The organism is Peptoniphilus sp. SGI.035 (assembly GCF_050315115.1).
Classification (GTDB): Bacteria; Bacillota; Clostridia; order Tissierellales; family Peptoniphilaceae; genus Peptoniphilus_A.
Map to the genome: position 1 here is coordinate 141035 of NZ_JBNPOJ010000001.1, position 15809 is coordinate 156843.

Genomic DNA, 15809 nt, shown 5'->3' on the forward strand with positions numbered 1-15809 from the left:
TACTTAGTAAGATAATAAAAATTATTTTACATCCTTTACTTATATTTGACAAATAAAAGAGACTTCTGTACACCCCGCAGAAGTTTCTTTTATTTTTTCTATAATAATGTTCATAATAGATCAACAACACTAGTTTTTGTATTATTTAAATTTTACATTAAAAAGAGACTCGATAATATCGAGCCTCCTCATAATTTGACATAGAGCCTTTATTTTTTAAGGATTTTTGCTAAATTGCTAATCATCTGTACAATTTCAGCCCTTGTTGCCATTTTTTTAGGAAGTATTTGTCCTTCTGTATCTCCTTTTATAAGTCCGAGATTATATGCTATTTCCATATCTTCTCTTGCCCAGTCGGAGATAGTATTTGCATCTTTAAATTCAATCTTTGCACTAGCTTTTATATCTATATTTTTCATCTTTAGATATCTAACTATCATTGTAATTGCTTCTTCTCTTGTTATATTACCATTAGGAGAAAATTCATCTTCTGATCTGCCTTTTACTATATTATTGAGAACCAATTTTTTAACGTCCTTATAATACCAATCAGAACTATTTATATCTTTAAACTTAAAATCTCCCGCTACATCATCTAAATCTAATACTCTATTCAAAATAGATACGTATTCTGCTCTAGTTGCAGGATTGTCTGGTCTAAAGGTATTATCAGGATAGCCCTTTATAATATTTTTTTGAACAGCTTCTTGTATAATATTTTTTGCCCAATGATTGTCTATGTCAGTTAATTTTACAAAACTATTCTCATTTTTGTTGCTTTCTTTAGTTTCTTTTTTATTATCAACCGCCCTTACTTCATTTACCTTTGAAGGTTGTTTATACCCGCTCATTCTTGGATAAGTTTGGTATGAGTAATAACTATCATCGTCTAATTTTTTACTTGTATCAATAGGCGATAATGGAGTGCTTGGTGTTTCTACTTTTGTTGAAGGAGTTTTTAAAATATTAATAGTGTATTCTTTCTCAACTTCATTTCCATAATTATCTTTTATTAAAACTACTATTTTCTTCTTGTTTCTTCCTTCGTCTTTAGAATCTTTTAAAGAAACGCTTATTCCTTCTGGTTTTTCAAATAAGCTAGCTATATTATTTAATTCATCCTCATTTACATTTAATTTGATTAATTTAGCATCTGGTATTGGAAGAATTTCAATATTATAATCCTGTCTATAAGTTTTGCCAGCCTTTGTAAATTCAACTTCTACAAGAGTTTTGCCTACTTTATTTGCATCAATTGTTTTTATAAGTCTTGCACTTACTCCATTAGGTAAATCAAATAATACATTTATATCTTTTAATTCTTCAGCCAAGAATTTATCTTTCTTGAGAGCTATATTTAAAGTTTCACTTGTATAGCGTCCTGGACGTTTCTTAGCTTTTAAATCTTCTTCAGCCTTAATTCCAGAAGCAACTCCTTCTACTTCTTCATAAATAGCTTGTTTAATTGGCAGTATATATTCTCTTGTCTTATAAATATTTTCCTCATTCTTTATTCTTATCTTAATTTTTGCTACTTGCTTATTTCCATCTACTTGTTCAATTTTTGCCTTATCTAAAATTTCTGCACTATAATCACTTGGTAATTCTAGTATAGAATTTACATCATTTAAATCGCTAAATTCAAAGGCATCTTTCTTTAATGGTATTTCAGGAAATTCGACATTCTTATCTTCTTTTTTGCTTGCGTCAATAATCTTTTCAGAAATATTTCCCGCTCTGTCAGTAGCTATTACTTGGATAATGTAGTTATCTCCATATTTTGAAAGTTGGCTTCCACTTTCATAAAGCTTACCATTTACGAGGATAATTTTTGCCTCATCAGCTATGCTTCTATCGTCTTTGATTTCAACATCAAGTACATCGCTGCCTTCAAAACTTTGATTCTTGACATTTATTGTCGGTGCAACATCATCAAAGGCAACTCTATATTTTAATTCTTTACTCTTATTGTGATGCCTATCCTCTGCATATAGTGTTATTAAATCGCCATCTTTTACAGATATTTCACGATTAAATTCTACCTTATTCTCTCCCATAATTCCTGGTAGATTTTCACTTGCTACATTATCTCCATTGATGAACATAGACCAATTGTCATTAGAATCACTTACCTCACCCTTAATGTTTATAGTGTCTGAATTTGTAAATATATACTCACTAGAGTCAAATATATTTGAATCGTCTTTTCCAATTTTTGAAGTATCTATTTTAAATTCTGGTGCTTCACTATCTAATAGTATAATATGACCCTTGCTATATAATATTTCGTCAGGATTATCTTTATTATAAACTGTTACATTTATAATATTAAATCCTTCTTGAATTTCAAGGTGTTGACTTGGAACTCTTCCACCTGTTCCCAATCCCAAGATATCTGTCATAGGATTGTATCCATTTTTACTATAATTGTAAGATGTCAATCTCATTCTGTAGTTTTCAGTACCTTCAGGCATATTGAAGAATTCTGTCGTAAAATAAATTTTATCTTCGATTTTTGATATATCTTTAGTGCTCAAATTTGTTTCACGCCAATTATACATCATTTTTGAAAGTTCTGGTCTAAACTTAGCTTCAGTATCATCATCAAGTTCTGTATAGACTATGGCACCAGGTCTTGTGTCAGCTTTATGAGAAACAGCTGTACTTTCTTCTGCATTTTTATTTAAGTCTACACTGTATCCTTCCATAATATTTCCTGCAGTATCCATTGCCTCTATACGAAGTGCTGATCTAGTCAATTTATTGATATGCTCATCTAAATTTTCAATTTTATATTCATCATCGCCAATTTTTTGAACTGGAACTATTTTTCCATCTATACTTGCACCAACAAATGCAAGCCCATGATCATCACTGATTTTAAAACTTGCTGTGTTTGCACCAAATGTCGGAATCATTGTCATCTTTGGACTTTTGTTATCAATTCTAACAGGCATATATAGCTCTTGATAAGGTGCGTTTTTCTTTACGCGAGCTCTTATTCTGAAATAATATTGTCCTTCATTTGCTGGAACCATAATTCCTGGATAAGCTTCCTCATCATCAAATTGACCATCTCTACTTACATATACCTCGCCATTCCATTGTAAAAGTGGATTTGGCGCTAAGAATTTATTATCAAATTGCCATTTATTTTCTAATGGGAATTGTGCAAAAAACTTTCTAAAATATTTAGATGTCGATAATATTCTCACAAGTTTGTGATCTTTATCAACTATTGACACTTCTAAATCCCTAGCTTCTCTCAATGGAATTATTCTTGCAGCTACTCCGTCCCATGCTCTTATTCCTTTATTTGAAAAAGCAATTTTATTAGGGTCTATTTTACCATCTTTATCTTTTCCAAGTTCTATGAAACCTTGTGAATCATCGTGATGTGCTTCCTTAGTAGCAAGCACTGTCGTTAATTTATAAATGGAATCATCTTCCCATGCTGGCGAATCAATGATTTTACCTGCATTCCAATCGCCTTTGTAACCAAAATAAGGAATTGACAATCCCGGTTGTTTTTCTGGATTTTCAGCATCAAGATAGATAAATCCTTCTACAAATTCATCTTTTGATTTTCCTGTATTTAATGTGATGCTTATTTCTTTTTCTTCCTTAGGTTTTAACTCTACATATTCCATATTTGAATTTATGCTTGCACCTACTATTGCCTTTGAGCGTGTTTCATAAACAGTATGGTTTTCAAATTCATCTTCAAAATCATTATATTTTCTCGCTGAATCTGCCATATTAGGTTTTGAAAACTCTTTTACAGTTTCTCCAAGCACAGGTCCAAAATTCACTTGAAATTTTTGAGCTTCATTTGAATAATTTTTAATTTTCAAGTTAAATTTTACAGTATTTGTTTGAATCTCTTTTAATTCGACAGCACCTTTATCATTATGTGTAACTAAGACATTTGCCCTTAGTGCATCATAAGCATTTACCATTCCAGCGCCCTGCCTGCGTGGAGAGGATTCTGTGCTAGATTCTGCCGTATCCATAAGAGGATCTGCAGTATTCATTAGTAGTATTTTATTTAGTTTTACCCTGCCACCTTCATAATTGGCTCCACTATTTATTAGTTCTGTTACTTTGTTTTTTAGAATTGCAGAAATTCCTGCAATATGAGGAGTTGACATTGATGTTCCAGACATAAGTCCATACTCGCCATTATGATAAGTTGAATATACATTTTCTCCAGGAGCTACTATTTCCGGTTTAAGTTCTAGTTCCGCATTAGGTCCCCAACCAGAAAAACCTGATACTTTAGTGTCTTTATTGATAGATACGAGAGTTTTTTCATCTTTAAATTCGACTTTTTGTTTTGGAGAATCTTTTATCATTTTTCTAAGAATATCTCCCTGCGTTCCATCAATACTTGTGATCCACATTTTAGATGTATTAATTCTATCTATTGTCAGCTTGTCTGTATCGTAATCCATTACTGGATATTGTTTGTAGTGATCTCTACTATAATATATAGGTGCATTTATGAGAATATATCCCACAGCCCCTTTTTTAGCTGCATTTTCAAACTTATCGTATATTGTTCCACCACCTCTAAGTCCAACAGCAACTTTACCTTTTAAATCAAGATCTTTTACAGCCTTTTCTCTACCATTTCCAACAAATACAAATTCATATTCTTTGTTCTTTGTAAACTGCTTATTTGCCTCATCGCTGCCCATATATTTATGATGGAAATCTGTGCCACCAATGTTTACAGTATCTAGTGGAACTTTATCGTTAGTTGTAGAACCTACTGAAAGTCCTTCACCAACTGATGCAATATATGTCATAGCAGAATTATCCACTAATTTAGCATTATTATCTGGATAAAAACCAAAAGTATCTCCAGAAGCTGATGAACTATAATTTCCAATAGCTGATACTACAACTACACCCTTTTCTGCTGCATTTCTAACGGCTTTGTAGTAAATATCTCCTATATAACCATTCCCTGCTTGACCTATGGACATACTTATTACGTCAGCTCCATTTTTTACAGCATCTTCCATAGCATGATAGACTGCATCGTCTCCACCATATTCAAATTGTCCATAATCTTGTGTCGGTTTTCCATCCTTATCAATAGTTGGATACATTCTGTCAGAAAACATTCTATACATGAATAATTGTGCATTTGGAGCAACTCCTTTAAAATCAGTTGAGTTCCCTGCTACAATTCCTGATACGTGCATTCCGTGAGCTCTTGGAGTTCTTTCCATTAAATCGAAAGATCCCCCGAGATAATTAAAACCATGAGGTACTTTTAATGTAAAGCCCTTTTGAATTTTATTTTCTTTTATCTTTACATAGGGTTTTGCATCATCATCTATTCTCATTGCAGGATGATTAATATCCATTCCAGAGTCTATTACAGCAACAACTGTTCCTCGACCGTCAAGTTTTTCCTTTCTAACTTCTTCTGCATATTTTACTGCTTCGTTTACTTTTGTCATGCTTCTTGCATTTAAATTTTGTGGTACAAAAGTCCCATTTTCTTGAATATTTTTTATTCCATCTATTGCTTTCACTTGGTCAAGTGTATTTGTATAAGTTTCTACAGATACACCATTAAAAAGAGAGTCGTAACTATACTTTATCTTTAAGCCCTCAATTTTATTAAGTTTTGCAATTATACTATCTCTTTTACTTTTTTCAAACTCAAGTATATATACTCTTCTCTGTACATCTTTTGCAGTATCTATTTTTCCATCTAAAAAAGCTTCAACTAGAGGAAAATTTTCTCTAGTTACTTCACTTGAGTTTTCACCTTCAGGACCTTTTGCCATAACTGAATATGGAATAATCCCTAAAAATAACACAAGTGCTAAAATAAAGCTTAAAGATCTTTTTGCTATGTTTTTCATACTTTTCCTTTCGTATTTAGTATTTTACTTTGATAAATTTTTTATAACTTTATACTTTGGTTAAGCCAACCTCCTAGGAGGATGGCTTTTAATTGATTTCATTTCTTTTCTATTTTATTTCTACAGCTTCAACTAAGACATCACTTTTCGGCATAATAAAATAAGCCTTGCCTTCGGCGTCAGTTTTAACTTCTATACTTTTGCCCTTTGCCGTTACTTTTAGCTTGCACTTCTTTTTTCCAAAATTAGTTACTTCTACATAGATTTTAGTACCCGGCAAAGCTTCTTCAATCCATTGACCATCGCCAAATCGAATTGCACCTTTGGTTTCGACACTATATAATTTAGAACCTTGATTTGAACTTTCATCCTCAGACTTACCGCTGCTTTCGCCCGGCTTTCCTATACTGGCATAGATAAAAATCTGAGTCTTGAAATCTGTCGTATTATACTGATCAGACTCCTTAGATACATAATCTAAAAGCTCCTCATAACTATTTGCCTTCTTATTAAATATGATGTCATTATGCTTCTGAGCCTCATTTGTTTTTGCTCTTGCAATATAGAAATATCTAAAACCAGGTGTTTGAGACAATGATTTTAGCTTGTCTAACATATCCTTATTTAATAAGGCATATTTTTGACCTGTTTGGAAATTTTCCTGAGTCAAATGTTTTGTTGCTTTATTTGTTACACTGTTCCAATCATAGATATGAACCTTGACATTAACAGCTTCTTTATTTATCTCCGATTCATCTTCCTCGGGTGTGTTATTTATACTATTGGAGTCTATGCTGGCGTAAATATAAACCTGTCCTTTGTATTGTCCATCATCATATTCATCAGATTCTTTCAAGCTATAAGCAAATAATTTTTCTAAGTTCCCGATGATAGTGTCATTTCTTGTAGCAGAAGATATAGGTTCTCTATGGATAAAGAAATATTTAAATCCCGGTTTATTCGCCAACTTTGTCAATGTCTCTTTCATACTTTCATTTAGATTAGACAATGGTTGATCTGTCATAAAATCTTCCTGAACATTTTCTTGTTCATCTGAAAATATAAATACTTTCATTGGCACAGGTTCTTTTATTTCTTCTTCTTGTTCATCTACAAATATAGTTTTAATTGTAGTATCCTTATCTATTTTAATTTTAATAGGTTTAGTCTCGTAACCTGCTATGCCAGTTATTGGATCTTTTTCCCTTTCAAATACTATTGGTTCGTTATTTACTAGAATTTGTTTTAGAGTTTTTCCATCTCCAGTACTTAAAGCTACCCTAATATAGATAGAACTTTCAGGACTTACATCTAATGTCGTGCCTCTCATAAATGACATTTCTTTATAATGATTTGTTCTATATTCTCCTGCTGGTCCACCTGAATACTCCACATTAGATTTTTTATCGTCATTTATCTCATAGGAAGCATTCTTCCACTTCTCTATATAATCTTCAGTTCCATATAGGCAGTGAGTATAGGTGTTGGATTCTGTTGATGTGAAACTAACTGTGTGCTTATTATCTTTACTTACTAAACCTTTTTCGAATTGTTCTAAGTTAAAGAGCTCTACGCTTATTTCTGTAATAGCTGGATTTTCGAGTTTAAGAATTTTTTCCGCTCTTTTAATTGTATCCTTGAGTTTATTTGCACTATCTGATGTGTATCCACTTAAATCCAATTTTTTAGCACTTTCAACTTTTTCTTTCAATTCTTTTTTATCAGCTTTTTGTCCCTTTACTTGAAGCTGTGGATTAAGATGCATTTCATAATCATCCCACTCGCTGCGTTTAATCATATCTTCTGTAACTCTTAGATTTAGAAGTTCTTCTGTCGTATAAACCTTGCCCGTCTTTTCTATTTGCCAAGCAGCTACTTCCATTCCCTCTCCTGCTTCAAAATTTAGAATAGCATTTTTAACCTTGTCAACATCGCCAAACTTTTGGTTAATCCTGATTTCTAAATTTTTATTCGTATTGGGATCTATGCCACCAATTATATTGACACTTTCTCCCAATTCTACACTTCCTGGAAGATCTGGTTCTGGTTGAGGTTGAGGTTGTGGTTCTGGTTGAGGTTGTGGTTCTGGTTGAGGTGTTGGCTCTGGCTGTGGTTCTGGCTGAGGTTGAGGTGTTACATTTTCATCTACTAATATTGGACTTATTGTAACATCAGATTTTGGCATGATGAAATATGGAAAATCTCCTTCAGGATATTCAACTTTAATATTTTCGCCACCTGTACTAACTACCTTCCAACCGTCAACTTTCTTTCCAGTAGCTGTCATATTTGAACCAAATTTTATCAAAATCTTAGAGTTAGCTGGATAATCAAACTTTCCTTGTATATAATTCGTCTCGTAATCCGCCTTGACAAAGAACATAATGCCCTTGCCGTCAATTGAGATATTATACTTCTCGCCCTCAATTACCTCTGGTGGTGTAGGATCTTGCTTGTTATCTAAATTGGAATTATATGGATTGTCGTAGAAATAGATATAGATATTAGGATTGCCTGCTCCATATCTATGCTCATTACTTGATACAGTTTCCAATAATGCCTTGAGATTTGCAGGTCCATTTCCCACATTTTGGAACCTTATATCTCTATCTTTTCCATCCGCTCCTTCAGCTCTTGCTATATAAATACTGTGATGTCTATATTGCTTAGATAATTTATCTAATACCTTTAATGTCTTTGAATCCAATTGACTATAAGGCTTGCCAATAGTGAATTTGTCCTGAACATATATTTCGCCACTGTCATAATGTTTACAACCTGCACGTGATGTTCTCCAAATGTGGACAGATACCTCGTTGGATAATTTATCTGTATCTTGTTCTGGTGCCACATAGTTTGGATCTTTTTCAGTGATCATTTCTATATTGATATACTTATATCCAGTTGGACAATCTTCTATCATATTGGATGTCAATGTTAATTTTAAAATTTCTTCTATGGAATATTCTTTTCCAGTTTCTTTTAATTTCCACTTGATAAATTTATATCCAGGTGCTGGTTTTGGATTTGTTAAAGCAGATTTAACATCATCTCTTGAGTCAAATCTCTCGCCTATATCTAGTCTTAATCCATCTAGACCTGCTCCATTAAAAGCTGGTTTACCTTTTTCGAATTTTGATTTTAATTCCGTAGAAATTTCTCCAGGATCTTTTTTATTCGGTTTCTTTAATGTATTCTCATAGGCGTAAATATAAATATCTGTATAACCTCCACCATATCTATGGTTTTCTTCAGATGACATTGTCTTTAATTCATCAAGAGTCTTAACTTCAATATCCATATTCCCTTCAGATGGATATTTTCCAATGTAGAAGTTTTTAAAACCTTCTTCTTGGGATAATTCTTCTAGCTTTGTCAAAAGCTCTGAATTTAATTCACCATATTTTTGACCTATTTTAAAATCATTTTGGACTGCTTCTTCTTTTATCTCAAAGTGTTTGCAACCCAATCTGTTATATCTATAAACATAGACTGACGCTTTTCCATCAAGGTTCGGTGCTTTATAGTTCGGATCCGACCTAGTAATAGGTTTTAACTCGACATAATGAAAGCCATAAGGACATTCATAAACCATATCCTTAGTTAATTTTGTTTTTAATAGCTCCTCAATTGTGTATTGCTTTCCAGTTTTTATCTGTTGCCATTTTTCAAAAATTTGTCCTGGTCCTACCTTTGGATTTGATAAAGCCTCTTTAATTGCCTTTACTTCTCCAAATTTTTGACCTGGATCAATTCTTAATCCATCTAGTCCGCTGATTCCAGTGCCTAGTAGTGCAGGTTTACCTCTTTCATATTTGCCTTTCTGACCCTGCCTTGGATTAGTTAATTTTTTTAAAGTTTGTCCCTTATCTATTTTTGGATTTTCTGGCTTCGGTTCTGTCGGTGTTGGCTTCGTCTCTTGATTATTTGTTTTTGGTACTTCAGTTTTATTATTATCACTATAATCATAAAAGTAAACGTAATCCCTATATGGACGCTTTCTACCACTTGCCAAACTTATACTTTGGTTATTCTTTGGTTTTTCACTTTCTTTTTTTACTTCTTGATTTTGATTTTTCAAAAGTTCCAAGGAATTATATAGTGATACAAATGCTATTTCCCTTATTGCAGGTTTATTATAGTCTTTAATTTCAACACCAGTATCTTTTCCTATTATTTTTTCTTCTTTAGCCCAGCTTATATAACTATCTGGCCATTTGGCATCTTTAATCATCTGGTCGCTGAGATTCTTTTTGCTAGCTACTACTAATATCTTTATTAGTTCCGCATAAGTAATATTATTATCTGGCTTAAAAGTTCCATCAGGATAACCCTCAATCAAATACTTACCATTTGGCATCTTAATCTGAGATGCAGCTTGAATGACGCCATTTGCCCAATGATTTTGACCAATGTCAGAATATTTTGATTTTACATTAGAAAGTCTTTTTGCCTCTTTTTCATATCCTAGAGCATAAATTACTATCTTCGTAATTTCACTACGCTTAATTGGTTTATCAAGGTTTAAATTCCCCTTTTCATCTCCAACTACTATCTTCAATTGTTTTAGCTTTTCTACTTTACCTTGATTATTTCCTATATCATTGGCATAGACTAATGTCGATCCCAAGCTAGTAAACATCATAAGGATTGCTATACTAAAAGCTATTATCCTTTTTCGCATTAAAAAATTCCTCCTTTTAAATGATAACAATAATTGATATCATTATTATATATAACATTATTTTTGTTAGTTAAATAAACTTTGATAAATTTATTAAATAAGTGTAATTTATTTAATTTTTTTACTTTTTTGAATCCTAGCTTATAAGAAGTTCCAAAGAAAATTTAGTAAAAATTAAAGCAAATGTAAAATATTTATTTAGAAAAATTAAGAATGCTTTATCTACTAGCTACAATAAAGGAAAATTTAAAAATATTTAACTCATAATTAAGATAATTAAGAAAATTACTAGAGATTTTTTAATCTCCCTTTATGATTTTTTTCATGCTAAAAAAATATGGCTTTGGCAATAAACCATAAACCATATCATTAATTATCTCCTCCAACACTTTTAGCAAAGACCCATAAAAAAAGTGATGAGCATAATAGAATTATCTATCATGCAACATCACCCTTATATAAAATATTAATTTGAATATAATTAGTATTAATGAGAAAATCTTGAACAATATTATATTCTTATCTTAAATAAGATTTTAAAATATTACTCTTCACTATTATCTTCTTTACTATCTTGACTTTCTTCTTGAATTTCAACTTGCTCTTCTTTATTGTCATATTCCTTCAAAATGTCCATGAATTCTTCGCCAGTAATTGTTTCTTGTCTTAAAAGATACTCTGAAATTGCGTGAAGTGCTTTAATATTTTCTTTTAAAATTTCACGAGCTTTGTCATGGGCATCGCTAATAATTTTTTGAACGGCTTCATCAATTTCATATTGAGTTTGTGGTGAACATTGAAGTGAAGTATCTCCACCAAGATATGCGTTTGTCATAGACTCAAGTGCAACAAAACCAAACTCATCTGTCATACCAAATCTAGTTACCATTGCTTTGGCAATTTTTGTAGCCTTTTCAATGTCATTTGAAGCGCCACTTGTTCTTATGCCAAAGATTAATTCTTCAGCTGACCTTCCTCCAGTTAAAGTTACTATGCTATTAATTGCATCTTCCTTTGACATAAGGAATTTTTCTTCTTCATCAACTTGCATAGTATAACCTAATGCACCTGAAGTCCTTGGGATAATTGTAATCTTATGAACTGGTGCAGAATCCTTTTGCTTTGCAGCTACAAGAGCATGGCCAACTTCATGGTAAGCTATAATTCTCTTTTCCTTTGGAGAAATAACCGCATTTTTCTTTTCATAACCGGCAAGGACAACTTCTACAGATTCTTCCAAATCTCTTTCGCTCATTTTATCCCTGCCTTCACGAACTGCACGAAGGGCTCCTTCATTTACCATATTGGCAAGATCAGCACCACTTGCTCCTGCAGTTGCACGAGCGATTTTGTCATAATCTATGCCATCTTCTTTCTCTATATTCTTAGCGTGTACCTTTAAAATTGCTGTCCTTCCACTTAAATCTGGAAGTTCAACAGGGATTCTTCTATCGAACCTACCCGGTCTTAATAAAGCTGGATCAAGAGAATCAGGTCTATTAGTTGCAGCAAGAATTACCACTCCTGCCTTTGCATCAAATCCATCCATTTCAGAAAGGAGTTGGTTAAGAGTTTGTTCTCTCTCATCATTTCCTGAAAATCCAGCTCCATCTCTCTTCTTTCCAATTGTATCAATTTCGTCAATAAAAATTATACAAGGAGCCTTTTCCACAGCTTGTTTAAATAAATCTCTAACCTTTGCAGCGCCAAGACCTACAAACATTTCAACGAAAGCTGAACCAGATATTGAAAAGAAGGGTACTTCTGCTTCACTTGCCACAGCTTTTGCAAGAAGAGTTTTTCCAGTTCCTGGAGGTCCTACTAAAAGTGCTCCCTTAGGTAATTTTGCTCCGATTTTTGTATATTTTTTTGGATTGTGTAAAAAATCTACAAGTTCTGATAAAGCTTCCTTTGCTTCATCTTGACCTGCCACATTTTCAAACTTTATTCCATCAGTTGATTCCACATAAATTTTTGCACCACTCTTTCCAAAATTCATTGGACCAACATCGCCCATTCTCTTAAATATAAATTTTGAAAGAAATAGCCAAAAAGCAATAAAAATTGCAAAGGTAGCTACTGTTGAAATTATAAAAGACAATACTGGGTTCATCTCAGCTTTATAAACTTGTGCAGATTTTACATCTTTATTAACTAGTCTATCAACTAAATTTGGATCGTACATCCTATTAGTTTGATATTTTATCTTTTTCCCGTCTTTTTCTACTTCAAAGGCAATAGTTTTGTCTCTTACCTCTGCCTTCTTAACTTCACCCTTGTTGATCATATTTACAAAGGATACATAATCAGTTTCCTTTATATCAGACCCTTTATTTAATTTGGGAACTAAAAATATAGCGACTACATAAAAAATTACTATCGCCAAAATTACATAGAGAATTGTGGGAATGTATTTATTAAAATTATTTTTATTATTAGACAAACTTTTCCCCTTTCTAAAAATTTTAAAAGAAAAAATTGGGACAATGTCCCAAAATTAATCTAGTCTTCTTCTATTTTCCATTGCCGTTTGAATTGTTATCTCGTCATAAAACTCAAGATCGCCTCCAACAGGCAGTCCATATCCTATTCTTGAAATTGTAATGTCAAAGTCTTTTAGAACATTTTTTATATAAGTTGCAGTTGCATCGCCATCAACTGTTGGATTAGTTGCAACTATTATCTCTTTAATATTTCCCCTTTTAACTCTGTCAATTAATTCTTTAACCTTGACATCTTCTGGAGTCTTGCCCTTTAAGGGAGATATTACTCCATGAAGGACATGGTATTTTCCACGGAAACTAAGAGATCTTTCCATTGCCTCGACATCTTTTGGGCTTTCAACTACACAAATAACTGAATCATCCCTTGCCTTGTCAGAACAAATTTCACAAGGATCACTATCTGCATAATTCATGCAAATGGAACACTTAACTGTATTTCTTTTAGCGGAAAGAATTGCATCTGAAAGATTTTCCACTTCATTTTCATCAAGTCCAATAATGTAATAAGCAAGCCTTTGAGCAGTTTTTGAACCAATCCCAGGAAGTCTATTCAACTTTTTTATCAAGTCTTCAATAGGACCAACTTCTTTATTCATCTTATAGCCCCGGAATATTTAATCCACCAGTTAATTTGCCCATTTGAGAATTCATTTTACTTTCAGCACTTCTCATAGCTTCGTTTACTGCAGCTACAATTAAATCTTCAAGCATTTCAACATCCTCTGGGTCAACTGCATCTTTGTCAAGTTTAATAGAAATAAGTTCTTTATTTCCATTAACAGTTGCACAAACTGCACCGCCTCCAGAAGTCGCAGAAATTTCTTCATTTGCTAAATTTTCTTGCATTTCCTCCATTTGTTTTTGAAGCTTCTCAATTTGTTTCATCATATTATTTCTTCCGCCTCCGCCTGGGAAGCCGTTAAATCCACCTCTAGCCATATTTCCTCCTAAATTTCTTCTATATTATTTTTTCCAAATATTTCTTCTAATTTGTCTATACCACTTTTTTGTAACTTCATCCTAACATCAATATCTATGCCATAGATATCCTTTAAAAGATCTGGTAAAATATTTTTTCTTTCGGAATCAGAACAAAAGTTATAAAAAAACTCATGCTCTTCTTTAAATGCAATTTCTAAAATATTGTCTTGAAACTTCATTGGTTTTCCAAAGGCAATATTTCTACCGAAACCATTATATTTTCTAGAAATTAATTCTTGACATAATTTTTGCCAATCACTATTTATTTTTTCAAGAGTTATAGTTGCACCTTCATTATGAACTTTACCATTGTCCTCTATTATATCAGATTGATTTGATTTTTCAATTGAAGCATTATCTTTGAGGTCATTTATATTAGCATCACTTTTCATATCATTAACAATGCTTTTATTTAATTGATTTTCAACATTTGTTGTTTTAACTGAATTATTATTGACAATGTCCTTTGAAAAATCTTTAAAAGAATTTAATGCAAAATTTACATCGCCAAAGGAATTAATTTTTTCTTCCAAAGCCTTAACTCTAAGTGCTAAATCATCTTTAATAACTCTATTGCAAATTTTTATTGCATTCATCTCAAATACAACACGCTTGTTGTCTGCATACTTTATTTCCACTGATAAATTTTTTAAAATATCAATAATTATTAAAAGTTCCTCAAGATCAACTTTTGCAGCAAGCTCTCTAAACTCATTTAAATAAGTTGTGTAGACAATTTTATTGGGATCTTTTAAAGTTTTTACAAGTAAAAGATCTCTAAAATGGCTCAAAATTTGTGAAGCAAGAGTATTGAATTCCACTCCCTCTTTATAAATTTCATCAATTGCAAAAAGTGACTCACTTACATTTTTTTCTACCAATGCTTTTGAAAGTGAAAATAATAATTCTGAAGATGATATGCCTAGAACTTCCATTGCATCTTTCAGCGTTATATGTTCCTTATTTTTTGTAAGAAGTTGATCTAAAACCGAAAGTGCATCTCTCATTGCACCATCAGCTGATTTTGCAATAAGTGTAAAAACTTCATCATCACAGGATTTTTTTTCAAGAGAAGTAATTTTTTTCAAATTCTCTGTAATTTCTTCTATGGATATTCTTTTGAAATTAAATTTTTGAGATCTAGATAAAATAGTTGCTGGTATTTTTTGGATTTCTGTAGTTGCAAGTATAAAAATCAAATGTTTTGGCGGTTCTTCCAATATTTTTAAAAGTGCATTAAAGGCGCCCTTTGATAACATATGAACCTCATCTATTATGTAAACTTTATACTTAAGAGATTGAGGCGGATAAATTACTTTTTCCTTTAATTCCCTTATGTCATCTACTCCATTATTACTTGCAGCATCCATTTCAACTACATCTAAAACTGATTCTTTTAAAATTTGTTTGCAATTTTCACATTCATTGCATGGATTTCCATCAACTGGATGAAGACAATTTACTGCACGAGATAAAATTTTTGCAGCAGAAGTCTTTCCCGTTCCCCTAGTACCTTGAAATATATATGCGTGACTAATTTCTCCTGTTTTTACCTGATTTTTTAGTGAAGCTTTTACTGCTTCCTGACCACACATTTCATCAAAAGTCTGTGGTCTATATTTTCTATATAATGCTTTATACATTTTCTCACCTAAAATAATTATACATGAAAAAATTTTTTATTAAATTACTTTTAAAGTTTTTGCAAATTCTTTTTTCTCTGATTTCCAAAATTTTTAACATCATCTTCACACA

The 15809-nt window shown here is 32.0% G+C and carries 6 protein-coding genes; all 6 read right to left on the reverse strand.

Annotated elements, in window-relative coordinates; all coding sequences use genetic code 11:
* Positions 1–209: 209 nt before the first annotated feature.
* Positions 210–5885: a S8 family serine peptidase gene (locus ACQRC6_RS00725; protein ID WP_427847286.1), complete on the reverse strand. Its 5676-nt coding sequence runs from the start codon at positions 5883–5885 to the stop codon at positions 210–212.
* Between the two features lie 109 nt (positions 5886–5994).
* Positions 5995–10569: an S-layer homology domain-containing protein gene (locus tag ACQRC6_RS00730; protein ID WP_427847287.1), complete on the reverse strand. Its 4575-nt coding sequence runs from the start codon at positions 10567–10569 to the stop codon at positions 5995–5997.
* A 544-nt stretch (positions 10570–11113) separates the two neighbouring features.
* Positions 11114–13012, reverse strand: a complete 1899-nt coding sequence (gene ftsH / locus ACQRC6_RS00735) for an ATP-dependent zinc metalloprotease FtsH (protein WP_427847288.1) — start codon at positions 13010–13012, stop codon at positions 11114–11116.
* 54 nt (positions 13013–13066) lie between these two features.
* The gene (gene recR / locus ACQRC6_RS00740) at positions 13067–13669 is read right to left on the reverse strand and encodes a recombination mediator RecR (RefSeq protein ID WP_427847289.1); all 603 of its coding nucleotides are present in this window, start codon (positions 13667–13669) and stop codon (positions 13067–13069) included.
* A gap of 1 nt (position 13670) precedes the next feature.
* The gene (locus ACQRC6_RS00745; protein ID WP_075660332.1) at positions 13671–14012 is read right to left on the reverse strand and encodes a YbaB/EbfC family nucleoid-associated protein; all 342 of its coding nucleotides are present in this window, start codon (positions 14010–14012) and stop codon (positions 13671–13673) included.
* Between the two features lie 8 nt (positions 14013–14020).
* The gene (gene dnaX, locus ACQRC6_RS00750) at positions 14021–15697 is read right to left on the reverse strand and encodes a DNA polymerase III subunit gamma/tau (RefSeq protein ID WP_427847290.1); all 1677 of its coding nucleotides are present in this window, start codon (positions 15695–15697) and stop codon (positions 14021–14023) included.
* Between the last annotated feature and the right edge of the window lie 112 nt (positions 15698–15809).

Excerpts from the sequence above, each read along its gene's own strand:
- ACQRC6_RS00725 (WP_427847286.1), bottom strand. The coding sequence starts at position 5,885 with ATGAAAAACATAGCAAAAAGATCTTTAAGCTTTATTTTAGCACTTGTG.
- ACQRC6_RS00730 (WP_427847287.1), bottom strand. The coding sequence starts at position 10,569 with ATGCGAAAAAGGATAATAGCTTTTAGTATAGCAATCCTTATGATGTTT.
- recR (WP_427847289.1), bottom strand. The coding sequence starts at position 13,669 with ATGAATAAAGAAGTTGGTCCTATTGAAGACTTGATAAAAAAGTTGAAT.
- ACQRC6_RS00745 (WP_075660332.1), bottom strand. The coding sequence starts at position 14,012 with ATGGCTAGAGGTGGATTTAACGGCTTCCCAGGCGGAGGCGGAAGAAAT.
- dnaX (WP_427847290.1), bottom strand. The coding sequence starts at position 15,697 with ATGTATAAAGCATTATATAGAAAATATAGACCACAGACTTTTGATGAA.